Genomic DNA, 23,673 nt, shown 5'->3' with positions numbered 1-23,673 from the left:
GACGAGATCGACTTCTCCCTTATGATGGACCTTCAGCGTCCTTCCGAATTTCTGCATCAATACCCGGCCCCCTTCGCGGGCGGCCGAAACAGCGATATCCCTCATGGTTCAGGCTCTCCGAGGCTTGATGATCGGGAATTTTCGCACCACAGCAAAGTGGCACCCAGCACCGCCAGCGGCAGGCAGAAAAACTGAAGGAACGGCACTGCCAGAATGCAGAGGACGCCGGTGCCGAAACCAAGGGTGAGAAACTTGCGGCGCCAGATATAGCGTCGCTGGTCGCGAAAGGAATAATTCTTCCGGCTGAAAACGTAACCCAGATATTCCACTACAAGAAAAAAAAGAGTGAAGAGAATGGCGGCAACGGAATAAACCAGCTGGCCCAGCACGGGAATCAGATTGAGCAGCAGCAGAAGCACCATGCCTATCAGGAAAAGGCTCATCTTTTTCAGTTCATTCAACAGGGTGGATCGAGCATCCCGGAGAAATCCTTTAAATGAAAAGGCCGTCTCCGCCCCCTTGCCGAGAAGGGATTCTTCCGCGCGTTCCGACAGCAGATCGTTGAAAGGCGATGCGATCAGATTCCCGACTACGGTGAACATAAAGAAGACCAGAACCGCCGTCACCAATACCGCCAGAATCCATGCTGCGTAATAAAGAATGGCCCAGTACCAGGCCTCACCATGGGGAATATACTGCACAACCGTTCTGTTGAAAAAATCGAGACCGAAATAAACGGCGGATGAAAAGATGATCAGATTGATCAGAAAGGGAATGATAATGTACTTGAGCAGCGATGGGTATCGGGACAGTAGTCGCAGGCCGCGAAAAGGATAGTAGAAACCCCGGGAGAAGCTGGTGACCGGGTTGTTCTGGATCAAGTCTGGCATCTCACCTCTTCTCGCAACCGAGGATATGCTGAGAAGTTCAGGAGAACCGCCGGAGGATCTCCGTCACAAATCAAGGTTAACACAGCGTCCGGCAGATTTCCAAACCGAACCTCATAAGTTCTGGACGAAAAGAGTGCCGCATCCCCCCTCGGCCCAGCTTCTCCAGCGGTTTGGCATCCGGACATTGCAGCCTCTGGCGGCCAGGAGAGTGCCGATCGCGGCGACCTTTTCAGGAGGTGGACTTCTGAAAGGACTGCCGGGCACCGGGTTGCAGGTCAACAGATGGAGGCTCAATTCGGGAAAAGGGCGCATCCTTTCCGCAAGCAGGGACCACTCCCGGTCGGTATCGGTCAAACCCTCCAGAAGGAGATAATTGATGCCGATCTTGCGACGCCTGCGCCTGGAGCAGGAAGGTAGAACCTCGCCCAGTACGGTCCAGAGCAGGTCATAGTCGGGCCCGTGAGGAATGAGACGACGGTGGGTTTCGGAGGATCCTGCATGAAGGGAAAGCATGAGCCCGTTGTGGGGCATGGGGAGAAATTCTCGCAGCGTCTGCAGCGGGTTGCCGGTGGTAGTCAGGGAAACTGGAAGAGCGCGCCTCCGGCAGATGTCCATAAAGTCCAGGACCGCTGCGGCATTGTGCAGCGGTTCGCCTATTCCGGATACGGTCACCCGTTTTGGCGTAAAGCCCCGGTCGACGGCGGTGTTCAATTGCAGAGCCATCTCTCCGGAACTCAGATTGCGCAGGAGACCCCGGGATCCGGAGGCGCAGAAAGGGCATTGCAGTGCACAGCCGGCCTGGCTGGAGACACACAGGGTTCCGCTGCCGTAGAAAACCGCCTCGACGGCCAGGCCGTCGACAAGAGGGACGGTGAATTTCAGGTTTCGATGGGAATTTTCCATGGCGGTTTCTTCCAAGGACTCCGGGTCCGGGAGAGCCCATTGTAGAGGAGGCGGATCTTTTTGTCGAACAGTAAAGGAGGCCGCTCCCCTCTGCGGGAAAGAGGCTCAACTCTGCTCATCCGTGCGGCATCGGGCATCCACGAGCCGGTCTGCTATACTTATGTCATGAAATTCAGCCCGACCATGCTTGCCTTTCTGTTTCTCACCCTCGCTTCGTCACTGGCGGCGATCAGCGCATCCCAGCCCTATGAGTGCCCGCCCACCCGCCCGGATGCCCAGGGGCCCTTCTACCGGGAGGACGCACCGGTGAGGAGCAAGATCGGCGAGGGTTATCTGCTGATAGGGGAAGTCAAATCGGCTGCAGACTGCAATCCGATTGCCGGGGCCAGAATCGAGATCTGGATGACCGGACCGGATGGCCGCTATGACGACCGCTGGCGGGCGACCACCTTTTCCCGCGACGATGGACGCTACTACTTCCAAAGCCATTTTCCCGGTCCCTACGGCAGCCGCCCTCCCCACATCCACATGATCGTCAATGCTCCGGGATTCGAGGAACTTGTGACCCAGCATTATCCCGAGCCGGGTACGGGCGAAGGCGTTTTCGACCTGATTCTGATCCCGACGGCTGCGGATTACTCCCGGTAAAAATACAAAAAAAACCCGCCATCCTGGCAGCCAGGGGGCGGGTTATGAAAAGTGGATTTCTATTGCGCTTACTTGGTTCTATTGACCAGGGAGATGCCCCAAGCGGCGACCACCAGGCCAGCGTACATCGACAGCGTGTAGACGAAACTCTCCAACATATCGACCTCCTTTTTTGGGTTGTGCCTTTACAAGGGCTGCGTCGTCAATAGGGTCGAAGACCCCGCCGGATTCACATGACTGTCTGAGAAGAAACGACCTCCCTTCCTCTCGGACCTTTAGTGACTGCCACCGCAGATGTAGCGCTGCCAGGCAAGGTGCTGGCGCCGCCTCAGGGAAAACTGAAGCGGAGAACCCTCTGGGGAGCCTGCCCGCTTCGCGAGGGGAGCCTGCGGCAGATCGACACCGCTGATCCCGGATGCCATTCTGTGCATGTCGGCAAAGGACAGCGCTTTGAAATATGCCTGCCATCTGGCGATGGCTGTAAAGACTGGATTCATTTTCTTCGACTCCGCGGTGTTCGGACTGTTTACGACTGCCGGAAATACCTTCCGGGCAAGGCCAATCTTGGCGTGTTCCCGATTGACGCAACTACGTACTTGCAATGGTAAGACCATAATTCGAGGAAATCAATATCCCGCATCTGGTAAAATATCGTTTGTTTCTCTTTTTTTCCTCTGATCGCAGGCGTGATGGGGACTCCGGAGGACTCCGCAGGTTATCAAAGAAATATTTTTACCATTAAGGGCGACTATGGTTCTGAAACCTTGTCTCATATCGAAGATGTTGTTATTTGGCACTTTTTGGTCCCACTTTGTCGTTTTTTAGCCACATCACAGCGAAAAGAGAAGGAGGCGGAACGTCGGTTAAAGAGCTAATCCTCTTTCATCATGAAAAGAGGTAAAGGGGATTGCCGGAGGAAGGGCAATAATGCTATAGTCATTTACGGTTGAACCACAGGGATCATCTCTGTGGTTTCTTTTTTGTTACAGGCGAATAATAACTCAGTGCACCCCTGCAAAGCGTCGTCATTTGTATATAATCGAATTGCGACAGAGATTTTGCCCATGGCCCAACCCTGGAAAATCATCGACAGCGTCGCCACGGATGAAGGTACGCTCGAGCTGCGGCAGAGGGGAGAGCGTGACTTTCTGATCACCTTGGGCAACTTGGTCCTCATGAACAGCCTGGCCCATCGGTCCGAAGTCGTCCTCGGCCAAGTCGCATGCCGGCATCTGCAGCACCACGAGCGGCCCCGAGTGCTCGTCGGCGGACTCGGGATGGGATTCACCCTCAGGGCCGTTCTGGAATCCCTGCCCCACTCGGCCGAAGTGGTGGTGTCCGAACTCAATCCGGTGGTTCTGAGCTGGTGTCGAGGACCTCTGTCGGACCTTACGGGAGGAGCTGCCGCCGACCCCCGGGTCAGGGTGGAGATCGGCGACGTTGCCGACCTCATCCGCCGAAGCGCTGCGGAAGGGCGGGAATCACGATTCGATGCGGTAGTCTTCGATCTCTACAAGGGTCCGCACTACCACACGGACAAACGGAACGATCCGCTTTACGGAAGCAGGGCCATTGAAAATACGCGGGGAGTTCTAAAGCCGGACGGAGTTTTCGCCGTGTGGGGGGAAAATTACGATGCCGGCTTCGATCAACGCCTCCGTGCAGCCGGCTTCACTGTTTCAAGCGAACGTCCGGGTCGGGGCGGGCTTCGGCATATAGTTTTCTTAGCCAAAATGCCAGGAGCTGTTAACCGAAAAAACCTGACCGGGAAAAGTGAAAGACGGGGTTCCCAAACGGACCCGAAGAAGGGCTGACAAGCGATTCCAGTCATCAGCAATCAAAATCGAATGGTTCCATCGTCAACTGTCGGGGTGACTGCCAGGATTTCGGGTGTCCCCCGGATCGGCAACGCCTTGACCCCAGTGAAGTAAGGAAGAAAATATGAGCAAGAAGAAATTGTCTGCGGGAGACATCATCGAATCGGGCTGCACGCGTTGCCGCACGGTCATGAATCATACGATTGTCGCCATGGTGGGCGAAAAAGTGGTCCGCGTACAATGCAATACCTGCAACGGCATTCACAATTACAAGCCGGCGGCAGAGCAGAAGACATCGGCCAAAAGCGTATCTCCCCGGAAGCCGGCGGCCCCGCGGAAAAGCAGAAAAGAACCTGGGGCCGCGGACCGGGAAGAGTGGGAATCCCTGTATCCGGCGATGAAAAGCGAACAGGCGATCGCCTATGAGATGACCGGGAAATTCAAACTTAAGGATTTGGTGAAACACCCTGTTTTCGGACTGGGTGTCGTCAAGAGCGTCGTCCCGAACAAAATTGAAGTTCTTTTCCGGGAAGGTAAGAAGCTGCTTCGCTGTCAGTGATCCTGACCGGAAATCCGGCTAAAGCAGGAGAGAGCTCAAAAAGAGAGAGGGACGCCGAAGGGTCCCTCTCTTTTATTCTACATGGCGCTCTTCATATAGCTGAAACGAAAGCCGCTGAGCACTTCTTCCCTGAAGGCCTCGATGCCCATCTCCTCGATTAATTTACCCAGGCGGCACCGTCGGCCCCTGGCCTTGAACCAGTCGACGATGTGATCGACGATGGCGAGAGCCTCTTCATCGCCAGGAACATTTTCCACCAGCTTGATGCCAAGGCGCGGCTGACTTCCGCCGTTTCCGCCGACCATGATGTTCCACCCTTTCGGAGTGCCGATCAGGCCGATGTCCTTGATGCAGACTTCACCGCAATCGTTGAGGCATCCCGAAACTCCCATCTTGAACTTCCAGGGGAGTTCCATCCCGTGGTATTTCGCATCCATCTTCAGCCCCGCCTCGACAGAATCCTGCTGGCCACGCTTGCAGAAGGTGGTGCCGGGGCAGATCTTGACGCTCCGCACGCACAGGCCGATGGCCGCCCCCGGTTTTTCCCCGAGTTCAGACCATATTTCGTCCAGTTTATCCTCGGGCAAGCCGACGATGGCGATGCGCTGTGCGCTGGTAAGCTTTAGAGCCTGGGCCCCGTAGCGCTCGGCTACTTCGACGATCTTGCGCAGGGTGGCGGCATCCGTTATCCCCCCGGGAATGTGGGGGGCGATAGCGTAGGTTTCCTTGTCCCGTTGAATGATGGCACCCTTCTCCAGAATGTCCTTCTTCATCTCTGCCTCCTTGAATTCTCTAGATATCGGGTGGTTTTTACCCTCAGAAGGGAGGCATTGTCAACCTTTGATAGTGATTACGGTTTTTTCTTTTTCCACTGATAAGCGAGCTTGGCGCCGTAATGGCCAAGGAGGACGGTAGTGAGCACCATCGTCAGCAGAATAGCCTTGAAGGCCCATTTGAGGCCGCCGCCCTCATGCATCACCCCGGGATGGGCAGTGCGGATAAGGACCGCCGAGAGGCCGAGCAGCAGCAGCAAAGATGCCAGGAAGATTTTCTTATAAAATATCCCGGCCCTGACGCCGTCGAACCGGGTGCGCCAGTCGTAAATTCCGGAGGTTATGGAGACCGGGACCACCCCCACGGCCGTGCAGAGGAGAAAGAAGACGGCGTGCTCGAAGTAGGGACTGCCGGTTGTGACGGTCACCAGGAGAAAAAGGAAGGCCGTCGGCAGGAGGGCGTTGGGAAAGTGAGCCGCCACCGGATGGAGGAGGAAGGAGTCGATCATGTCCCGCAGCAGGTTGACCTTTTCCGCTTCCAGAGGAATGAACTGGTCGCGGCCCGCTCCGCACAGGGGGCAACTCTCAGGGGGCTGAGGACCCTCGTGAAGATAACCGCACACCGTGCATTTCCACCGTTTCGACATTGATCTTCCCGCCACGTTTACGCATTCACATCAATGCTGAAAACCAGGTTTATTGTTGAAAGCCGGTGACAATTCATTATAATCGGACTCGTAGACCTTATCACATAATTCTTTTTCAAGTTGATCATCAAACATGCATTCCACAGAGGAGGATTGAACCTTATGAAAGCTGTGACGCTCGATGGATTCGGCGGACTCGAAGTGCTAGGGGTCGGCGAAGTTCCCAAACCGCAGGCCGGAGAAGGAGAGGTGCTGATCAAGGTCGCAGCCACCAGCATCAATCGACCCGACCTGGTCCAGCGGGAAGGGAAATATCCCCCTCCGCCGGGCGATTCGGAAATCCTCGGCCTCGAAGTGGCCGGGGTTATCGAGGAAATCGGTGCCGGCGTTTCCGGCTGGAAAACCGGGGACCGTGTAATGACCCTGGTCGGGGGCGGCGGCTACGCCGAATATGCCGTGGCTTATGCCGACCACCTCATGCCGATCCCCGAATCGATGAGCTTCGAGGAAGCGGCCTGCGTCTGCGAGTCGTACATCACTGCCTTTCTCAACGTCTTCATGATCGGCGGCCTTCAGGACGGCCAGACCGCCATTCTCCATGGCGGAGGAGGCGGGGTCAATACCGCGGCCATCCAGCTTTCCAAGGCTCTTACCCCCAACACGAAGCTGATTGTCACCGCCCACCCGAGCAAGATGGAGCGGGTGCAGGAACTCGGGGCCGATCTGGTCATCGATTTCACCCGGACTCCGGATTTCACCGACGCTGTCAAGGAATTCACCGGAAAGAAGGGAGTCGACGTGATCCTCGATCACGTCGGGGCCAAGTACCTGACCCCGAACATGAATTCCCTGGGTTATAAGGGGAAGCTGGTCATCATCGGCGTCATCAGCGGAATCAAGGCCGAGCTCAATCTGGCCCTGATGATGGTCAAACGGCAGCAGATCATCGGCTCGGTGCTGCGCTCCCGCCCCGTCTCGGAGAAGGGGGAGATCGTCGCCGAATTCACCCGGCGGGCTCTGCCGAAGTTCGCCGACCGCACCATCGTCCCGATCATCGAGAAGGTCTTTCTTATCGACAACGTAGCCGAAGCCCACAGGATGATGGAAGAGGACAAGCATTTCGGCAAGATCGTGCTGAAAGTTGGATAAGTCCAACCTCGTCCTCATCGGAATGCCCGGCGCCGGCAAGAGCACCGTCGGCGTCATCCTGGCCAAACGCCTGGGATTCGATTTCATCGACACCGATGTGCTGATTCAGGCGAAACGCCGCCGGCGGCTGCAGGACATAATCGACCGCGAAGGGCTGGCGGCCTTCTGCCGAATCGAGGAAGAAATCCTGCTCGCTCTGCAGGCTCAGCGGGCGATAGTCGCCACCGGCGGATCGGTGGTCTACAGCGAAGCGGGAATGAGAGCTCTCAGGAAAAACGGCCTGATCGTTTTTATCGATGTTCCCCTGCCGGAGCTGGAAAAGCGGATTCGGGACATGGACACACGGGGAATGGTCATCGATCCGGGGGAAACGTTGGCGGACCTTTATCGCCGCCGCCTTCCTCTCTACCGGCGCTGGGCCGACCGGACCCTCAACTGGCGGGAAGAAACCATGGAGGAGGTCGCAGCGAGGGTATCGCATCTGGCGACCAGCCTTGATTTCGATCCGTTCAGGGAGGATAATATTTCTTAGGAGTCCTTTATCGGAAACCTTTGGCGTCAATAAAAGGGAGTGTCAACGGAGTTGGGGGCTGAATCTCGGACACTCCGCCTCTTGCGAGCCTTGAAGCAAGTAAAAGAAGTAAAGGCGACGCCAAGGAACCCTCCCGACCATTCGTAGCCCGGCCGATGCCGGGCTTCTTCGTCCATGGCGTCCGAGAGCCGGCTGTAGAAAAAATTCCTTGCAACGTCTTCGACCGGACGGGTAAACTTAAGCGGTTAAGTTCCGCATTCGACCGCTCCATCGGAGAAAAGAACCTATGCTCGCTCGACTCTTCCCAATCTCCAGAAACAAATCGAATCCCGATGAAAGCGTCCGGGACTGTGCCGGCCGCCTCTTCGCCTCCGGCCTGAACTGCGCCCAGGCGGTGCTTCAGTCCACCGCCGGGGTGAACGATCCCGACCTGATGGCCATGGCCAAGGCCTTCGGAGGAGGAATCGGCAACAGCAAATGCCTGTGCGGGGCCATATCCGGCGGAGTCATGGCTTTGGGGCTGAAGGGAAAGGGAGGAAAGTCGGGAGAGCTTGTTGAGCTTTTCAAGAAGCAGCACAAGGTGACCTGCTGTTCAGCCCTCTCCCGGCATTATAAATGGAAAAGCAGGGAGCACCTGGCGAACTGCCGGAAACTGACCGAGGATACGGCGGAGATGGTGGAGAAGCTTCTACGTTGAGAATGGCTGAAACGGATCGATACGAAAAAAGCGCGAACGAGAGTCCGCGCTTTTTTCGTATTGATTCGGCCGTCCCTCCTAATTGGCCGCCGTCTTTTCGGTAATGGGGAGAAGGACCCACATCCGGCCCTGCTGTTTCATCCGTCCTGCCAGCTCCCCCGCTCCGTCTCCCGCCCCCCAGAAGAAATCGCCACGCACTGCCCCCTTGATGGCTCCCCCGGTATCCTGGGCAATCATCAGCCGCCGCAGGGGGTCTGTGCTGTTCGGCCAGGTTGTGGACAGAAAGACCGGGGCGCCCAGGGGAATGGTGCGGGGGTCCACCGCGAGGCTGCGCTGGGAGGTCAGCGGCACCCCGAGCGCTCCCGGCGGACCGTCGACGGCATCCGGAACTTCCCGGAAGAAAATATAGCTGGGATTTTCCCCGAGCAGGCGGTCGACTTTATCCGGATTTTTGCGGGCCCAGGCCTGGATGTTCTGCATCGACATCTGGTCGCGGGTCATCTCTCCCCGGTCAAGAAGGTATTTGCCGATGGAACGATAGGGGTGGCCGTTCTGGTCGGCGTAGCTCACCATGATCTGTTGGCCATCCGCCAGATTGATCCGGCCGGAGCCCTGAATGTGGAGGAAAAAGAGTTCGACCGGGTCCTCCACCCAGAATAGTTCCTTCCCCTTGATGGGGGGATCTCCTCCGTCGATTTCGTTGCGGCTCCAGTAGGGAACGACCCTTCTTCCTTCCACCCGTCCCCTCAGCCGGTATTTCCCCAGTTCCGGATACAGGTCGGCCAGATCGATGACCAGCAGATCGTCCGGCAGAGCATAGAGGGGATAGGCATAGCGCTTCGACCGTTTCCGACTGCCGTCGAGATCGGGCACATAATATCCGGTGATGGTTCCCGTGTCGCTGCCGTCGGGATTGCGCACGCGGTGCGGTGTGAAGCGGCTCTCGAAAAAATCGCGCACCGCGTCGACGTCACCCGGTTCGAGAGTCGCCGCCTCGGCGCAGACCTGCTGCCACTGCGGGCGGAAGCGAAGGGGCCGGCAGCTGCGCAAAAAGGCCTGAAAAGCCTCTGCCGGATCATCCTGCGTCCACCCCTCGATGTCGGCCCAGGAAACCGCCTCCAGAGGCTCCACCCTCTCCGGCGGAGGCGCAACGGGTGCGGGCTGGCGGGCGCATCCCGCAAAAACGATCAGAAATAGAAGAAGAAACCTGAAAGACTTTCTCATCACCCTCTCTACAATCATAAAACTCCTCGATAGAAGAATCGGAGCTGCGGAACATCCATTTTAGCAGAAGCATGGAGCCTCCCAAACCCCTCACCCCGATAAAAAAAGTGGTTTTTCAGGCTGATCAAAAATGTCCAGATGCAAGGCGGCTGAAATCCTGAGGAATAAGGCGTACCTGGAAGGTACGTCGTTGACGAAGGATGAGGCCAACGCAGCAGATGGGCGTTTTTCATCAGCCCAGCTTAAAGCATGTCCACCGGGTCGACATCGACCGCCAGCCGCACGCCGGCGGGAATCTTCCTCTCCAGATCAGGCAAGCGGCTGAGCAGCCGGCGCAAGGGAGCGCGGGAAGAAGCTTTGAGCAGAATCTGCATCCGGCTTTTCCCCCTCAGCCGGGCCAAGGGGCATGGAGCCGGTCCGAGCACCTCGGCTGTCCCCGCATCGCGCAGCAGACCTTCGGCCAGAGCATCCGCCCCCCGGCTTACCCGCTGCGGATCGTTCCCCGAAAGAACCAGGTTGACCAGAAAGCCGAAAGGAGGATAGTCAAGCTCCTCGCGGCAGACGATCTCCTGTTCATAGAACCTCCCATAGTCGTGAGCGGCGGCGCAAACCAGGGCGTAGTGGTCGGGAGCGTAGGTCTGAATGAATACCCGGCCCGGCTTCGCCCCGCGGCCGGCCCGTCCCGCCACCTGGGCGAGAAGGGCAAACGTCCTTTCGGCGCTGCGGAAATCGGGAAAATTGAGGGTGGAGTCGGCCCCGACCACGCCGACGAGGGTGACTCCGGGAAAATCGTGCCCTTTGGCGACCATCTGGGTTCCGACCAGAACATCCACATCCCTGCGCATCATCCGTTCCATCAACCGCTGGTGGGCCCCCTTGCGGGTCGTGGTGTCGCGGTCCATGCGGGCAATTCGAGCGGCCGGAAACAACTGGGCCAGCTCCTCCTCGAGACGCTCGGTCCCGGCCCCTTCCGGCTCGATGTTCCCTCCCCGGCACTGAGGGCAGATTTCGGGCGGGGTCTCGGCGTAGTCGCAATAGTGGCACCGCAGCTGGCGCCGCCCCTGATGATAGGTCAGAGTGATCTCACAGTTGGGGCAGCGGAAGGTTCGGCCGCAGTCCGAACAGAGGAGAAAAGGAGCAAAACCCCGCCGGTTGAGAAGAAGCAAGGACTGTTCCTCCCGCTCCAGGTTCTCCCGCAGAGCCGAGGCCAGAGACTCCGATAGAGACCCCTCGGGCCGACCCGCGGTGAGATCGACCAGGGTGACCTCGGGGAGAGGACGCGCGAGTGCCCGGCGGGTGAGCGGCAGGTAGCCCGTCTGCCCTTGGCGGGCCCGGTGAAAGGTCGTCAATGACGGGGTTGCGCTGCCGAGAAGGACTGCCGCTCCGGCCATCTGACCACGCAGCAGTGCCAAATCCCGGCCGTGATAGCGGAACCCCTCGCCCTGCTTGTAGCTGGACTCATGCTCCTCATCGACAATAATGATTCCCAGTTCCCTGATTGGCGCGAAAACAGCGGAGCGGGCGCCGATGACGATAGCGACCTCTCCCCGCAAAATGGCCCGCCACGCATCGTAGCGCTCTCCGTCGGAGAGTCCGGAATGGAGAACGGCAATGGAAACCTCCGTAAAGCGGGCCCGGAAACGACTGACCAGCTGGGGTGTCAGAGCGATTTCCGGAACAAGCACCAGAGCCCGGCGCCCCAATGCCAAAACTTCGGCAATGGTGCGCAGATAAATTTCCGTTTTGCCGCTCCCCGTGATTCCGTGGAGAAGAAAAGGGGCGAAGCCGCCGGCCGTCAGGGCCTTTCCAACCCGCTCCAGGGCTTCGGCCTGCTCGTTCGTCGGCTCCACGGACTCATAGGCGGGCACCGGCTGATCGAGAAAAGGATCGCGTCGGCGCTCCTCCTCGCCTTCCTTGAGGAAACCAAGCTCCACCAGCCTCTTCAGAGGGGAATGGGGAGTGCCGAAGCGCTCCCGCAATTCGGTCAGGGAAACCCGGCCACTGTCCCGAATCATGGCAAGGATCTCCAGCTGTCTGGCTCCCGGGGGCTTACCTTCGATCCCCGTCGGCGTATAGACCTTGTCGCGGAGGATGTTTACTTCGCTCCCCCGACCGGAGAGGCCTGCCGGAAGCGCGGCGCGAATCACTTCACCCAGGGGATGGCGGTAGTATTCGGCTGCGCGGACAAAAAAAGGGATCAGTTCTGCGGGAAAAAGGGGGGCCTCGTCAAGGATTTCGAGAACGGCCTTGAGCCCGTCGCCGGCTCCAGGCGCCAGCTCGAGGAGGTAGCCGACGACGCTGCGGCGCCCGAGGGGGACGCGCAGCCGCATTCCCACGCGCGCCTTGGTTTGCAGAGTCTCCGGCAGAATGTAGGAGAGGGTTTTATCGAGGGGGGCAGCTACCGCCACCGTCGCGACCAGGATCATTGAGTGCTCGCCTGCGGAAGGAAAAAGTCTGCCGTATTATGCAGCCATCGACGGGCAAAGGTCAAACGGCAAAAAGGCCGGCGAAAAGCCGACCCTTTTGAATTGCGCTCATTTTGCTCCGACTTATCCTTTGATGCACTGAAAACTCAGAGGATGACCAAGCAAAAATTTCGTCCTGCAAGGCCTGGTGATTTTTCAGGGGCGAAGACATACATCAGGTATGTCGAGGTCCTGAAAAAACGCCGTAACGCCGTAGGACGGACTTTTGCGACGCCATCATCCTTTCGCGAGCAGGGCATCGGCCGCCGCGGCTCCGAATTCACGGCACGCCTGGATGTCCTCGGCCGTAGGCTTGAACCGGAAGCAGAGTCCGGAGACCGGCAGATCGTACTTGAGCCCCTTGAGACGTTCCTCAACCAGCTTGACCCCTTCTCCGCTCCAGCCGTAGGATCCGAATACCGCACCCAGTTTCCCCCGCGGAGTCACCGATGAGAGAAGGGACAGAGCCCGCCAGACCGGCGGCGGCGCGTCCCGATTGATGGTCGGCGAGCCGACCAGAAGCAGATCAATCCGCTCCAGTTCATCACGGATTTCCTCATCCGGGGTGTTGACCAGGCTCTTGGTCACCACTTTGACCCCCCTGCTCTCCAGCCCTTCCCGGATCGCATCCCCCATGCTCCGTGTATTGCCGTGGGGCGAGAGGACCACCAAGAGCGCCCGGGGAGTGCCGTCCGCCGGAGCGGCCGCCCAGGCGGAATAACTTTCGACGGCCCCCTGGGGATTTTTCCGAAGCACCGGGCCATGTGAAGGACAGATCATGGACAGGTCGAGTCCTTCGAGCTTGGCCACCGCGTCGCGGATCTTATCCTTGAAGGGGCGCATGATGGCGTCGAAATAGAAGGCGAATTCGGCCGAAAAGGCTCCGACTTCGTCGTTGAATAGGCCGTTGCCGCAGTAATGGGCCCCGAAGGCGTCGCAGGAGAAGAGAATTGCGTCTTCGGGCAGATAGGTGAACATGGTATCGGGCCAGTGGAGAAAGGGGGCCAGGATGAAGCGCAGGGTCTTGCCGCCCAGGTCGATCTCTTCGCCTTCACTCACGACACGGGTCTTGAGGGGCCTCTCATAAAGCTCCCCGAGAAACTTTTCCCCCGGCCGGCTGCAGCAGACGGTCAAATCCGGATTCTTCTCCAGCAGTCGTCCCAAAGCCCCGGAATGGTCGGGCTCGGCGTGATTGATAACCACCAGATCAATCTTTTCCAGGGGAACGATGCTGCTGACCTTGTCCAGGAATTCTTCGCTGAAGCTCTCCTTGACCGTGTCGATCAGGGCGATTTTCTCTTTCCCCAGAACCAGGTATGAATTGTAGGTTGTTCCGCGACGGGTGGGAAAGAGTTCATCAAAGACAGTGAGGTCGGGGTGCCGGACTCCCACATAATGAACATTGCTGCAAATCTCGACCGTATTCGACATCCTATTACCTCCAGAAATAATAACTGACCAACCGGGTCAACTATAAACGACGAGTGGCCGCATGGCAAGGGAGAAAGGTTGGAATAAACTTTCCTTATGTGCTATAACCCTTTTCTGTCTTCAGACAAAAACCTCCAAATATTCAAAATAACAACGGAAGTTTGATGAACCAAACGACACCCGAAGATGCGATGAAAGGAATTTCCCGCCGCCGTTTTCTCCTGGGAGGAGGGCTCACTCTGGGGGGACTGGTTCTGGGAGATGCCGTTTACCGGGAACCGCGCGCCTTTCAGGTGGAGGAAGTTTCGCTTCCTCTGGCCAAAGTGCCGCCCGGACGCGAACTGCGCATCGTCCACATCTCGGATCTTCATATCCGGAATTTTCACGGCTATTACAAGGATGTGGCCAACGCCATCGCTTCCCTGTCGCCCGAGGTTATCCTTTTGACCGGCGACTACCTGGAGCGCAACCGGAGCATCCGGAACGTCCTGAAATTCCTGAAAATGCTGAAAGCGCCGCAGGGGATTTTCGCCGTCCAGGGCAACTGGGAATACTGGGCCCGGGTGGAAGGGGAAAATCTGCGCCGGCACTTCGCAGGGGTCGGAGTCACTCTCCTCCTGAACCGCCGCCATGACCTGACGCTGCAGGGGGTTCCCGTCTCCATTCTGGGACTAGATTATCCCTCCGCCACCGACAATCTTCTTCTTCTGCAGCGGCGTGCCGATCCTTCCCGCCTCAACCTGCTTCTCTCCCATGTTCCGGCCTTCGCCCATGAGAGCCTGAACGACCGGGTCGATCTCATCCTGTGCGGCCATACCCACGGCGGACAGGTGCGCCTTCCCTTCGTCCCCCCCTTCTATCTTCCCCGCTTCTCAGGACGCTTCGTAGGCGGCCTCTACCAGGTGGGAGTGAGCGGCACCCCCCTGTATGTCACCCGCGGGGTGGGGACCAGCCTCCTGCCCGTACGCTTTCTGTGCCGACCGGAGATCACTATTTTCCGGTTGCATGCGGCGCAATAGCTCTTTCTCCTCACTCCTCACTCCTCATGCCCGACTCAGTATCCCAGATACTTCATCAGGCCGCGCAGGTCGTTCATCAGCCCGGTGAATCCTTCTCCATTGAGGCTCTGGGCTCCGTCGCAGAGGGCTTTCTCCGGCTCCGGGTGCACTTCGATCATCAGTCCGTGAGCCCCGGCTACAAGGGCGGCCTTGGACATGACCGGGACGAGGGAGCGCTTGCCGGTGGCGTGACTGGGATCGACGATGATCGGCAGGTGGGATAGCTCGCGGATGAGCGTGGCCACCGAAAGATCGAGGGTATTCCGAGTGGCCCGTTCGAAGGTGCGGATACCTCGTTCGCAGAGGATCACCCGCTCGTTCCCCTCGGCGAGGATGTATTCGGCGGCGGACAGGAATTCCTCGATGGTGGCGCTCATCCCCCGCTTGAGCAGAACAGGATGGCCGGTTTTTCCGACCTCCTTGAGAAGATCGAAATTCTGCATGTTGCGGGCGCCGATCTGCAGAATGTCGGCATACCGGCAGACGTCCTCCAACTGCCCGATGCGCATCACTTCCGTAACCACCGGCATCCCCGTTTCGTCCCCGGCACTCCGTAGATATTTCAGCCCTTCCACTCCCAGCCCCTGAAAGGTATGGGGCCCGGTTCTGGGCTTGAATGCTCCGCCGCGCAGGATATGCGCCCCGGCCGCCTTGACCAGACGGGCGGAGGCAAGCATCTGCGCTTCGCTCTCGATGGAGCAGGGTCCCGCCATGATCACCGGAGGCAGCCCCTCACCTACAAGCACGCCGCCTGCTTCCACCACCGTAGGGGCCGGATGGAAGTCCCGGGATACCAGCTTGTACGGTTTGCTCACGTGGATGACCTCGCGAACCCCGGGAAGTTCGCGGATGGTGGTATCGTCCACATATCCCTGGTTGCCCAGCACCCCGATGGCCGTCCGTTCACTGCCGGGGATCGGCTCGGCGCGCAGCCCCATGGCCTCGACGGCCTCCTCGACGGCAAGGATCTGGGCGGCCGTGGCGCCATGATGCATTACGATAAGCATAAACAGATCTCCTCGATCAAGATGCAGATAAACTGCTTCAGCAAGTTTTACAGAGTAGCGGCCGCCTCCCTGGAATTCAACCCCTTTTTGGCCTTCCGGGTTGCAAATTCGACAGTTTCAGGTATTCTGATCCGTGGTGAAATTTTATCTTAAAAATGCCGGTTCGATTTCAGAAGGGAGACGGAGAGAGATGACATTTATGAAGGCCGTTAAATCGATTGCAATTGCCGCTCTGGCTCTTGTTATGGCGGCGCCCGCTGGAGCGGCGGAAGATTCTTCCAGGGGCATCGAACTGCTCAATTCCCTGGGGTGCAAGGGATGTCATCGGATCAACGGCCAGGGGGGAACCCTCGGCCCGTCTCTCGACGGAGTGGGCAAGCGGTTGGATGAGCAGAGAATCCGTCGGCAGCTGCTTGATCCCAAATCCGCAAATCCCGGTTCCTTAATGCCTTCCTTCGGACATCTCCCCGAGAAGGACATCAATACCCTGGTCGATTACCTGGGGGATCTTAAATGAGAAACGCCGCGGCAAGAACCTTCCGAAGGGGGGATGCGGCCGCATCCCCCCTTTCCACACTTGCCGCCCTGCAGCCATTAAGAAAACCATTGTCCGGTATTTTTCGACTTGTGCAAGTGCCCTAACGAAGGAAAGAACGGATTCATGACTCAGCGAGTGATCGAAATCACTTCTCCCTCTTTCATTCCCGAAGAGAGCCTCGCCGCAGGCGCCGACCCTGCAAGACTCTTCACCCGGGAGTGCCCCCTGGCTCTGGAGATCGGCTGCGGCATCGGCGATTTCATCGTGCAACGGGCGAAGCAGCAGCCGGAAACGAATTTTCTCGCCATCGACATCTACAATAAGGGGTGCCACAAAACCTGCAAGAAGGTGGACGCGGCGCAGCTCGACAATGTCCGGGTGGCGCGCCTGGAAGCCCGCTATCTTCTGACCCGGTACCTCCCCCGGGAATGCCTCTCCGCCATCTACATCAACTGCCCCGACCCCTGGCCGAAGAAGCGTCATCGCGATCGGCGGCTGGTCAACCGGGAGTTTCTGCAACTGGCCTTCCACTCCCTGCGCCCCGGCGGCGATCTCTATTTCAGCACGGATTTCGACGATTACGCCGCGCAGGTTGCCGGAATTTTCCCCTCCCTCGAAGGGTACCGGAACTGCCTCTCCGCCCCCTGCGCCCTGGAGCTGCCCGGATATCCGATCTCCAAATATATGCGCCGTTTTCTCGATCAGGGACAGCCCATTCACTTCGTTCACTACCGGAAGAAGGAAGGATGTGCCGATGCCGTTCCGCTCCCGGCCGTCGCTCAGGGGTTCCGCGTACGCTGGAACAGGGCCGAAAATGAGTGACTATCTCACCGCCCAATTTCCCGGAACCGGGGGAGTCATCAAGGAAGCCCCGGAAGATTTCCTGGTCGAGGAGATTCCTCTGTATTCTCCTTGCGGGGAGGGGGAACATCTTTATGTCGAGGTGGAAAAACAGGGCCTGACCACCTTCGATCTTCTGAGTCGCCTGGCCCGGACCCTGGGCGTTCGCGAGCGGGAACTGGGCTATGCCGGACTCAAGGATGCCCGCGCCACGACCCGCCAGACCGTCTCCATTCCCGGCGTAAAACCCGATCAGGTCCTGGGCCTCGAACTGGAGGGCGTCCGGATCCTCTCCGCACGCTTCCACCGCAACAAGCTGCGTCCCGGCCATCTTGCCGGCAATCGCTTCACTATCCGCATCCGGCAGGTCCGGGAAGGCTCTCTGGATGAGGCCAGAGATGTCCTCCACGTCCTGCAGAACGTCGGCGTGCCCAACCGCTTCGGTTCCCAGCGCTACGGCTCCCTTGGCAATTCCCACCTCATTGGCGGAGCCCTGCTGCGGCAGAATTTCGAAGAGGCCGCCCGGCAGATTGTCGGAGACCCTTCGATGATCTCCAACGAACGCTGGCGCACGGGTGCCGAGCGCTTCGCCGCCGGAGACCTGGAGGGCGCCCTTGCGGCCTTGCCCGCACGCTACCGGGACGAAAGAAGAATGATACACGCCCTGATCGAAGGGCGTTCAGCCCGGGCAGCCGTTCTGGGGCTGCCGCGCAAGCTGCTCCGCCTCTACCTTTCGGCCTACCAGTCGCAGCTTTTCGACCGGATGGTAACCATGCGCCTGTCCACCCTGGACATCCTCTGGGCGGGAGACCTGGCCTGGAAACACGACAACGGCGCCTGCTTTTTCGTGGAGGATCCGGCATTCGAGCAGCCGAGGGCCGATCGCTTCGAGATCAGCCCGTCGGGGCCGCTCTTCGGCTACAAGACAACGCTCGCCCGCGGCCAGGCCGGGCTGCTGGAGGAGAGCCTGCGGGACAAGGAGAAGCTGCGGGTGGAGGACTTTCGCCTTGAGGACGGCCTGGGCATGGAGGGGGAGCGCCGCCCCCTGCGCGTGCCGCTGAACGGGGTCGACGTCACCGCTGACGGGGCCGATCTGGTCCTTGCCTTCAGCCTCCCCAAGGGAAGCTATGCCACCAGCGTCCTGAGAGAAGTCATGAAAACAGAACCGACCGGCGCCTGATACGGACGCCGGCCGGATTGAATGCTCCGGGGAAACGTCCCCGGCGGCAGAGGAGGTGCTCATGGCACAGAATCCGCCCCCTGACGGCGAACCGTCAGGAGACTACCGGGTCAACCTTTTTCGTCCCCGGCCCGGGTTCATGCGCAGGGAAGTGGCCGTCATCTGGATCATGCTGGCGGGATGGGCCTTTCTAACCTTCGGTTTCCAGCTCCTGCTGGCCCGAAACTCGGGTGAGAGCGCCCTGACGGCGATGAACATTTTCGGCTTTCCTTTCCACTACTGGTTCACCAGCCAGTTCCTGATCCTCTGGTTCATTCTTCTTTGTTTTCTCTTCAACGTGTCTATCGACCGCCTGAGAGAGAAATACCGGAAGCGCCGGTAGGGAGCAAACATAATGAGAGACGGTTTGAAACTGGCCCCGGTCCTGCTGCTGTTCGGATTTCTTGCCCTTTCCCTTCTGGTGGGGCTGGCCAGTCGAACCAGAAAAAGGGAGGACTATGCGGTCTCCGGACTCCACATAGGCCGCATGGGAATCGGGGCGGCCATCGCCTCGAACTGGATGAGCGCCGCCTCTTTTCTCGGGATCGCCGGCATCTTCTACCTCAAAGGCTATTTCGCCCTGGCCTACGTGATCGGCTGGACAGGAGGGTACGTCCTGCTGCTGATCCTCATGGCCGGGCAGATCCGCCGTTTCGGCAAATACACGGCGCCCGAATTCGTCGAGGCGCGCTACGACTCCCCGGTGGCCCGTCTCCTTTCAGCGGCGATCGCCATTCTCATCTCACTGGTCTACTGCGTGGCGCAGTACAAGGGGATCGCGCTGGTCTTCTCCTGGATTTTCGGCCTGGATTACACCGCGTCCCTTTTTCTGGGCACGACGGTTGCCATCTCCTATCTTGTCCTGTCGGGCACTCTCGGCGCCGCCCGCAACCAGCAGCTTCATTATATGGTGCTGATCCTTTCCTTCATCATTCCCCTGATGTTCGTCGCAAAGAAGCTGGGTTATTTCTGGGCCGTCCCTCAGGTCGGATACGGTGCTGCCCTGGAGGATCTGGCCCAGGGGAAGGGCGCCTATACATCGCCGTGGACCTTCGGCACCCCTTTTGAATGGATCTCTCTTTGTTTCACCCTCATGGTTGGAACGGCGGGGCTGCCACACGTCCTCTCCCATTTCTACACGGTTCCGAACATCCGCGATGCCCGCTGGAGCGTCATCTGGGGTATTTTCTTCATCGGCCTCCTCTATTGGAGTGCCCCCGCCTATGCTACCTTCGCCCGGGTCTGGGAACTGAACAACCAGATCGCACCTGATCCGGCCACGGCGCGGGCCATGGCCGATCTTGTCGTGATCAAGGCCGGAGAATGGGCGGGACTCTCACCCTGGCTGACGGGCATCGTCGCGGTGGGAGCGATTATCGCCGCCTTCTCCACGGTAACGGGGCTGCTCATCACGGGCGCCGGAGCTTTTTCCCACGATATCTACTTCCGGCTCATCAATCCCGGGGCCAGCGAAGGGAAACGGATGAAAGTCGCCAAAGGAGCGACCCTGGTTCTCGCCTTCCTGGTGGTCATCGTTGCCGCCAACCCACCGGGCCTCATCGCCGAGATCACCGCGGTGGCTTTCGCCCTGGCCGGCAACACCCTCTTTCCCGTCTTCCTGCTCGGCATCTGGTGGGACCGCACGAACAAATTCGGAGCGATCGCCGGTATGATCACGGGTCTGTGCATTACCTTCGCCGCCCTGTTGCTGGGCGATCTCATTCCATTGATCAGCACCCTGTTTCCTCCCACATCTTCCGCTTTCCTTGGAGCACCTCTGGTGATCCTGGTGATGATTGCCGTTTCCCTGACCACCTCACCCCCGCCGGAAAGAATCCGAAAGTTTCTGGCGGAGGAGGTGCATACGCCCTGAGATCTCACCGCGAAAAACCACTATCAGTTCCTTGCTGACGCAGGCGGTATAACCTGCACCATAAGCTCTTAAATCGAATTGCCGCTCGATCTTTCGCGCTTTCGCATTACGGTTCCCTATCGTTTTTCCATGAAATACCATCTCTGCATAATTCGTCATCCTGGCGATTGTCTTCGCTGCGCCGCGCCTCGTCGCCACATAGAACATCGTTTCTTTTTCTGTAATTATGAGATATGTTATAAACTTAGTACTGGAAGAACCGGCGGAGGCGCGAGGAGAACCAATGGGAAAGAAAAAGATTCTTGCAGTGGATGATGAGCCCAACATCCTGATGTCCATTGAATTCATTCTGGAGATGGAGGGGTACGAGGTCCATACTGCCCGGGATGGGGAGGAGGCCCTGGAAGTGGCCGAGCGCGTGCGGCCGGATCTGATTCTCCTGGACATCAACATGCCCCGGAAAGATGGCTACGAGGTATGCCGAATCATCCAGGAGCGGGAGGATATGAGCGGGACGAAAGTAATCATGCTGACGGCCAAGGGCCAGACCCTCGAGAGGAAGAAGGGGCTTGAGGTAGGGGCGGACGAGTACGTAACGAAACCGTTCAGCGCTGCGGACCTGCTCGAGAAGATCCGAACGATGATCGAACCATGACGGCTGATCAGGGGGCATCGCCCCTTCGCAGAAGAAAAAGCCTGCGCAGCCGCATGATCGTTTCCCTCATGGGACTGGCTGTACTGCCCCTGCTGGCTGCGCTGACGGCACTGTTCTTCATAGTCCGCAACGACATAGGGGAGAACCAGGGGCGCCAACTTGCCCAGGAGGCGGAGCAACTGGCAGGGCATCTGCGGGCAGAGTTGAACCGTTACCAGCAGGCTGCGGCTGCCCTGGCGGCATCGTCTGAGGTCAAGGCATATCTGTCGGGTACGGGACCTTTGCCGGAAGAGATCCTTTCATCGGCCCGTCAATCCCATCCCGGGCTTCAAAGGATCGCTCTGGTTCCGAACGGCGGCCCCACAATTCCAGGCGACAAACCGTCCCCCGACCCGTACTCCGAGAAGACCCTGGACTACCGGGTTGTGGTGACGGACACCGATGGGGGTCGCCTCGGCACACTTGAGGTTTTCTTCGCTCCGGAAGACCTGAAACAGTTCCTCGATGTGTCGAAAAAGGGGGAAGGAGGGGGCGCGGTTCTGTTCACGGCCGGGGGAGACCGACTGGCGGGAAACCCCTCGATTCCCGTCCCCCCCTACACCGAAGACTTGTTCAAGTGGACAACCTTTGAGGCCGACGATGAGAGCTATTTCGCCGGCGTGGCGGCAGTGGAGCCACTTGGGAGCGCCGCGGATCGCGGCTGGTTTCTCGCCGTGGTCCAACCGGCATCCCAGGTATACGGCCATTTTTTCTCGGTAAGCGGTCAGGTGGCCTTCCTGCTGGCCGTCTTCGGCATAATGGTCGTCACTCTGGCGTGGCGGATGGCGGATCAATTCCTGCGCCCCATCCTGGAGATTCGGCGCGGCGCCGAGATCGTTTCCCGCATCAATCTGGCTCATCGGATTGAGCTTGATACGGGGGATGAGCTCGAGGAGTTGGCCCTTGAGTTCAACCTCATGGCCGAGAACCTGGCCAAGGCCTACGACAAGCTTGAAGAGCGCGTGCGGGAAGCGACCCTGACGCTGCAGGAGGAGCGCAATCGGCTGGCTACCGTGCTTCGCACCATGGTGGACGGTGTGGTCGTGGCCAACGAGGCCGCCGAGACCATCCTGATGAACCCCCGTGCCCGCATAATTCTCGGCCGGGAATACACCTCAGGCATAGGAGCTCCGCTGTCGCGCATCTTTCCCAGCGACCGGCTCAGCTTTCACTTGAAGCGACTTCGCCGGAATTGGAACCCGGGCGGGGAGGCCATGGAAGAAGTGGTCTTTCCACTCATCGACGGGAAGCTTCTCAAGGGATCCCTTTCGGTTATCCCCGGACCCGATGGAGAACGTGCCGGATTCCTTCTCGTATTTCGCGATCTGAGCGCTCCCACCGAAGAGGGGAACCTGTTCGAGGAAACCCTGAGAGAGATGCCCCAACTCCTGAGGGGGCCGGTGGCCACCTCCCGATTCCTTGTCGAGACAATCCAACGGCACCGGGAGATGCCTGAGGAGAAACAACAGGTGTTCCTCGCTGCGGTGGCCGAGGAGATGGATCGCCTGGGCGAGCGGGTGACGGTCATGGAGGAGGCCGCCGGCGCCGCACAGACGCCGCGCTGGTCGGCCGTCCCCTCAAATCCCTTGGAGCTCGTGGAGGAATCCTTGATTTCGGTCACGGGAATTTCGGTAGAGATCGAGGCCGGCGGCGACCTCATCCCCCCTGTTCTGGTGGAGCCGTTCTCCTGGGTGGCCTCCTTGCGGTGCGTCCTTCAGTGGATCGCCCGGAGGAGTTCCCGACAGGTTTCGGTCGCCGCCAACATCCGGGTGGAGGACGGGACCGTAGTTACGACCTTCCGGATCGGGGGTTCTTTCGCCGGCGACCTGGCCGAGTTGGAATCCCTTGAGGTATGCCCCGCCGGCGAAGTGCCTCTTCCCTTGGGAGAGGCGGTGCGAAGAAACCGGGGAGAGCTGTGGACCCGGTCTTCCGGTGATTCCCTCGAGGTGCGGCTGGCCCTGCTGCAGGCAGCCTCCGTTCCCGAAGTTCGCAGTGCGGACGGGCTGATCGAGGGGGAGCCGGAGTTTTACAATTTTGATCTGTTTCTCCCCCGCCCGATTATCGAGCGGGAAGATCTGCTGCAGGCCAACCTTGCAGATCTCGAGTATGTGGTGGTCGACACCGAAACCACCGGACTGCAGCTTTCCCGGGGGGACAAGATCATCAGCATCAGCGGCGTTCGCATTCGCCGGGGGCGGGTCCAAAATGCCGACATCTTCAACACCCTGGTCAACCCGGGTCGGCCCATTCCCCCCGAATCCACACAAATCCACCATATCGAGGACCACATGGTGGCAGATGCCCCTTCCATGGATGAGGTATATCCGCAGTTCATGGAATACGTGGGAGACGCGATCCTGGTTGCTCACAACGCGGCATTCGACAAAAAGTGCCTCGACATGGCCGCAGCCGCTGCGGGGCTTCCCCAGATCGATAATCCGATTCTCGATACCCTGCTGCTTTCCTACGCCCTTCATCAGGGGATCGAAGGACATAGCCTTGACGCCATCGCTGAACGCATGGGGATCACCATAGAGGGACGGCACACTTCCCTCGGTGATGCCCGTGCCGCCGCCCAAGTGTTCTTGGGCCTCCTTTCGCTGCTACCGGGACGGGAAGTGAGGACCCTCGCCGAAGCCAAGAGCTTCTGCGACCGGCATTTGCTGCTTCGCTGGCAGTCATCCCGATTCTAGCTAGCAGGCTGTATCA

The 23,673-nt window shown here is 59.0% G+C and carries 23 protein-coding genes; 14 read left to right on the top strand and 9 right to left on the bottom strand.

Features of this window, described 5'->3' with window-relative positions; translation table 11 throughout:
- Positions 1–101 precede the first annotated feature (101 nt).
- Both cysZ and DTF_RS23780 read right to left on the bottom strand, forming a co-directional pair.
- A complete protein-coding gene (gene cysZ / locus DTF_RS23785; RefSeq protein WP_051361158.1) occupies positions 102–890 on the bottom strand; it encodes a sulfate transporter CysZ in 789 nt (262 codons plus the stop codon).
- Positions 891–1,001: 111 nt separating this feature from the next.
- The gene (locus DTF_RS23780) at positions 1,002–1,793 is read right to left on the bottom strand and encodes a radical SAM protein (RefSeq protein WP_155890760.1); all 792 of its coding nucleotides are present in this window, start codon (positions 1,791–1,793) and stop codon (positions 1,002–1,004) included.
- A 60-nt stretch (positions 1,794–1,853) separates the two neighbouring features.
- On the opposite strand from DTF_RS23780, the gene DTF_RS25655 reads away from it, so the two are divergent.
- On the top strand, positions 1,854–2,441 hold the full coding sequence (locus DTF_RS25655) for a hypothetical protein (RefSeq protein ID WP_051361336.1): 588 nt from the start codon (positions 1,854–1,856) through the stop codon (positions 2,439–2,441).
- Between the two features lie 275 nt (positions 2,442–2,716).
- On the opposite strand, the gene DTF_RS0114945 is transcribed toward DTF_RS25655, so the two are convergent.
- A complete protein-coding gene (locus tag DTF_RS0114945) occupies positions 2,717–2,938 on the bottom strand; it encodes a hypothetical protein (RefSeq protein WP_027715972.1) in 222 nt (73 codons plus the stop codon).
- 567 nt (positions 2,939–3,505) lie between these two features.
- On the opposite strand from DTF_RS0114945, the gene DTF_RS0114940 reads away from it, so the two are divergent.
- Entirely contained in the window at positions 3,506–4,255 is a 750-nt protein-coding gene (locus DTF_RS0114940) for a spermidine synthase (RefSeq protein ID WP_027715971.1), read from the top strand.
- Positions 4,256–4,382: 127 nt separating this feature from the next.
- Positions 4,383–4,817 (top strand): hypothetical protein, encoded by a 435-nt coding sequence (locus DTF_RS0114935; protein WP_027715970.1) that lies wholly within the window; start codon positions 4,383–4,385, stop codon positions 4,815–4,817.
- A 77-nt stretch (positions 4,818–4,894) separates the two neighbouring features.
- Here the strand turns inward: DTF_RS0114935 and DTF_RS23770 are convergent, their stop codons facing one another.
- Entirely contained in the window at positions 4,895–5,590 is a 696-nt protein-coding gene (locus DTF_RS23770; protein WP_051361335.1) for an NAD(P)/FAD-dependent oxidoreductase, read from the bottom strand.
- Between the two features lie 77 nt (positions 5,591–5,667).
- Positions 5,668–6,237 carry a rubredoxin-like domain-containing protein gene (locus tag DTF_RS0114925; protein WP_226989357.1) on the bottom strand — a complete coding sequence of 190 codons (570 nt, stop codon included), beginning with the start codon at positions 6,235–6,237 and terminating at the stop codon, positions 5,668–5,670.
- 162 nt (positions 6,238–6,399) lie between these two features.
- Between DTF_RS0114925 and DTF_RS0114920 the strand changes: the two genes are divergently transcribed.
- From DTF_RS0114920 to DTF_RS0114910, 3 genes are all read left to right on the top strand, one after another.
- Positions 6,400–7,386 (top strand): NAD(P)H-quinone oxidoreductase, encoded by a 987-nt coding sequence (locus DTF_RS0114920; protein ID WP_027715968.1) that lies wholly within the window; start codon positions 6,400–6,402, stop codon positions 7,384–7,386.
- The gene (locus tag DTF_RS23765; protein ID WP_226989356.1) at positions 7,379–7,918 is read left to right on the top strand and encodes a shikimate kinase; all 540 of its coding nucleotides are present in this window, start codon (positions 7,379–7,381) and stop codon (positions 7,916–7,918) included. The genes DTF_RS0114920 and DTF_RS23765 overlap by 8 nt, the downstream gene beginning before the upstream one ends.
- 286 nt (positions 7,919–8,204) lie before the next feature.
- Entirely contained in the window at positions 8,205–8,615 is a 411-nt protein-coding gene (locus DTF_RS0114910; RefSeq protein WP_027715967.1) for a C-GCAxxG-C-C family protein, read from the top strand.
- A gap of 78 nt (positions 8,616–8,693) precedes the next feature.
- Here DTF_RS0114910 and DTF_RS0114905 read toward each other — a convergent pair whose 3' ends face one another.
- The 3 genes from DTF_RS0114905 to DTF_RS0114895 form a co-directional block, all read right to left on the bottom strand.
- The gene (locus DTF_RS0114905) at positions 8,694–9,839 is read right to left on the bottom strand and encodes a murein transglycosylase A (protein WP_027715966.1); all 1,146 of its coding nucleotides are present in this window, start codon (positions 9,837–9,839) and stop codon (positions 8,694–8,696) included.
- Positions 9,840–10,081: 242 nt separating this feature from the next.
- The gene (gene priA, locus DTF_RS0114900; protein WP_027715965.1) at positions 10,082–12,265 is read right to left on the bottom strand and encodes a primosomal protein N'; all 2,184 of its coding nucleotides are present in this window, start codon (positions 12,263–12,265) and stop codon (positions 10,082–10,084) included.
- A 276-nt stretch (positions 12,266–12,541) separates the two neighbouring features.
- Positions 12,542–13,735, bottom strand: a complete 1,194-nt coding sequence (locus DTF_RS0114895; protein ID WP_027715964.1) for an FprA family A-type flavoprotein — start codon at positions 13,733–13,735, stop codon at positions 12,542–12,544.
- A gap of 164 nt (positions 13,736–13,899) precedes the next feature.
- On the opposite strand from DTF_RS0114895, the gene DTF_RS0114890 reads away from it, so the two are divergent.
- On the top strand, positions 13,900–14,754 hold the full coding sequence (locus tag DTF_RS0114890; RefSeq protein ID WP_027715963.1) for a metallophosphoesterase: 855 nt from the start codon (positions 13,900–13,902) through the stop codon (positions 14,752–14,754).
- Positions 14,755–14,789: 35 nt separating this feature from the next.
- Here DTF_RS0114890 and aroF read toward each other — a convergent pair whose 3' ends face one another.
- Positions 14,790–15,800, bottom strand: a complete 1,011-nt coding sequence (gene aroF / locus DTF_RS0114885) for a 3-deoxy-7-phosphoheptulonate synthase (RefSeq protein WP_027715962.1) — start codon at positions 15,798–15,800, stop codon at positions 14,790–14,792.
- 190 nt (positions 15,801–15,990) lie between these two features.
- On the opposite strand from aroF, the gene DTF_RS23760 reads away from it, so the two are divergent.
- The 7 genes from DTF_RS23760 to DTF_RS25650 all read left to right on the top strand — a co-directional run bounded on the left by DTF_RS23760 (position 15,991) and on the right by DTF_RS25650 (position 23,657).
- Positions 15,991–16,317 (top strand): c-type cytochrome, encoded by a 327-nt coding sequence (locus DTF_RS23760; RefSeq protein ID WP_081702990.1) that lies wholly within the window; start codon positions 15,991–15,993, stop codon positions 16,315–16,317.
- Between the two features lie 144 nt (positions 16,318–16,461).
- Positions 16,462–17,160: a tRNA (guanosine(46)-N7)-methyltransferase TrmB gene (trmB, locus tag DTF_RS0114870; protein ID WP_027715961.1), complete on the top strand. Its 699-nt coding sequence runs from the start codon at positions 16,462–16,464 to the stop codon at positions 17,158–17,160.
- A complete protein-coding gene (gene truD / locus DTF_RS0114865; protein ID WP_027715960.1) occupies positions 17,153–18,358 on the top strand; it encodes a tRNA pseudouridine(13) synthase TruD in 1,206 nt (401 codons plus the stop codon). The genes trmB and truD overlap by 8 nt, the downstream gene beginning before the upstream one ends.
- 61 nt (positions 18,359–18,419) lie before the next feature.
- A complete protein-coding gene (locus DTF_RS0114860; protein WP_027715959.1) occupies positions 18,420–18,740 on the top strand; it encodes a DUF4212 domain-containing protein in 321 nt (106 codons plus the stop codon).
- 12 nt (positions 18,741–18,752) lie between these two features.
- Positions 18,753–20,270: a cation acetate symporter gene (locus DTF_RS0114855; protein ID WP_027715958.1), complete on the top strand. Its 1,518-nt coding sequence runs from the start codon at positions 18,753–18,755 to the stop codon at positions 20,268–20,270.
- A 283-nt stretch (positions 20,271–20,553) separates the two neighbouring features.
- Positions 20,554–20,925, top strand: coding sequence for a response regulator transcription factor (locus DTF_RS0114850; RefSeq protein ID WP_027715957.1), 372 nt, complete (start codon positions 20,554–20,556; stop codon positions 20,923–20,925).
- Positions 20,922–23,657 carry an exonuclease domain-containing protein gene (locus DTF_RS25650; protein WP_051361333.1) on the top strand — a complete coding sequence of 912 codons (2,736 nt, stop codon included), beginning with the start codon at positions 20,922–20,924 and terminating at the stop codon, positions 23,655–23,657. The genes DTF_RS0114850 and DTF_RS25650 overlap by 4 nt, the downstream gene beginning before the upstream one ends.
- Positions 23,658–23,673 lie beyond the last annotated feature (16 nt).

Source organism: Desulfuromonas sp. TF, from assembly GCF_000472285.1.
In the GTDB taxonomy this organism is placed as follows: domain Bacteria; phylum Desulfobacterota; class Desulfuromonadia; order Desulfuromonadales; family ATBO01; genus ATBO01.
This window is presented reverse-complemented; position numbering and strand designations above follow the sequence as displayed.

Excerpts from the sequence above, each read along its gene's own strand:
- DTF_RS0114895 (WP_027715964.1), bottom strand. The coding sequence starts at position 13,735 with ATGTCGAATACGGTCGAGATTTGCAGCAATGTTCATTATGTGGGAGTC.
- priA (WP_027715965.1), bottom strand. The coding sequence starts at position 12,265 with ATGATCCTGGTCGCGACGGTGGCGGTAGCTGCCCCCCTCGATAAAACC.
- DTF_RS23770 (WP_051361335.1), bottom strand. The coding sequence starts at position 5,590 with ATGAAGAAGGACATTCTGGAGAAGGGTGCCATCATTCAACGGGACAAG.
- DTF_RS0114890 (WP_027715963.1), top strand. The coding sequence starts at position 13,900 with ATGAACCAAACGACACCCGAAGATGCGATGAAAGGAATTTCCCGCCGC.
- DTF_RS23780 (WP_155890760.1), bottom strand. The coding sequence starts at position 1,793 with ATGGAAAATTCCCATCGAAACCTGAAATTCACCGTCCCTCTTGTCGAC.
- truD (WP_027715960.1), top strand. The coding sequence starts at position 17,153 with ATGAGTGACTATCTCACCGCCCAATTTCCCGGAACCGGGGGAGTCATC.
- trmB (WP_027715961.1), top strand. The coding sequence starts at position 16,462 with ATGACTCAGCGAGTGATCGAAATCACTTCTCCCTCTTTCATTCCCGAA.
- DTF_RS0114920 (WP_027715968.1), top strand. The coding sequence starts at position 6,400 with ATGAAAGCTGTGACGCTCGATGGATTCGGCGGACTCGAAGTGCTAGGG.
- DTF_RS25650 (WP_051361333.1), top strand. The coding sequence starts at position 20,922 with ATGACGGCTGATCAGGGGGCATCGCCCCTTCGCAGAAGAAAAAGCCTG.
- DTF_RS0114910 (WP_027715967.1), top strand. The coding sequence starts at position 8,205 with ATGCTCGCTCGACTCTTCCCAATCTCCAGAAACAAATCGAATCCCGAT.
- DTF_RS0114935 (WP_027715970.1), top strand. The coding sequence starts at position 4,383 with ATGAGCAAGAAGAAATTGTCTGCGGGAGACATCATCGAATCGGGCTGC.
- DTF_RS0114940 (WP_027715971.1), top strand. The coding sequence starts at position 3,506 with ATGGCCCAACCCTGGAAAATCATCGACAGCGTCGCCACGGATGAAGGT.
- DTF_RS0114945 (WP_027715972.1), bottom strand. The coding sequence starts at position 2,938 with ATGAATCCAGTCTTTACAGCCATCGCCAGATGGCAGGCATATTTCAAA.
- DTF_RS23760 (WP_081702990.1), top strand. The coding sequence starts at position 15,991 with ATGACATTTATGAAGGCCGTTAAATCGATTGCAATTGCCGCTCTGGCT.
- DTF_RS0114925 (WP_226989357.1), bottom strand. The coding sequence starts at position 6,237 with ATGTCGAAACGGTGGAAATGCACGGTGTGCGGTTATCTTCACGAGGGT.
- cysZ (WP_051361158.1), bottom strand. The coding sequence starts at position 890 with ATGCCAGACTTGATCCAGAACAACCCGGTCACCAGCTTCTCCCGGGGT.
- aroF (WP_027715962.1), bottom strand. The coding sequence starts at position 15,800 with ATGCTTATCGTAATGCATCATGGCGCCACGGCCGCCCAGATCCTTGCC.
- DTF_RS0114905 (WP_027715966.1), bottom strand. The coding sequence starts at position 9,839 with ATGAGAAAGTCTTTCAGGTTTCTTCTTCTATTTCTGATCGTTTTTGCG.
- DTF_RS0114860 (WP_027715959.1), top strand. The coding sequence starts at position 18,420 with ATGGCACAGAATCCGCCCCCTGACGGCGAACCGTCAGGAGACTACCGG.
- DTF_RS0114855 (WP_027715958.1), top strand. The coding sequence starts at position 18,753 with ATGAGAGACGGTTTGAAACTGGCCCCGGTCCTGCTGCTGTTCGGATTT.
- DTF_RS0114850 (WP_027715957.1), top strand. The coding sequence starts at position 20,554 with ATGGGAAAGAAAAAGATTCTTGCAGTGGATGATGAGCCCAACATCCTG.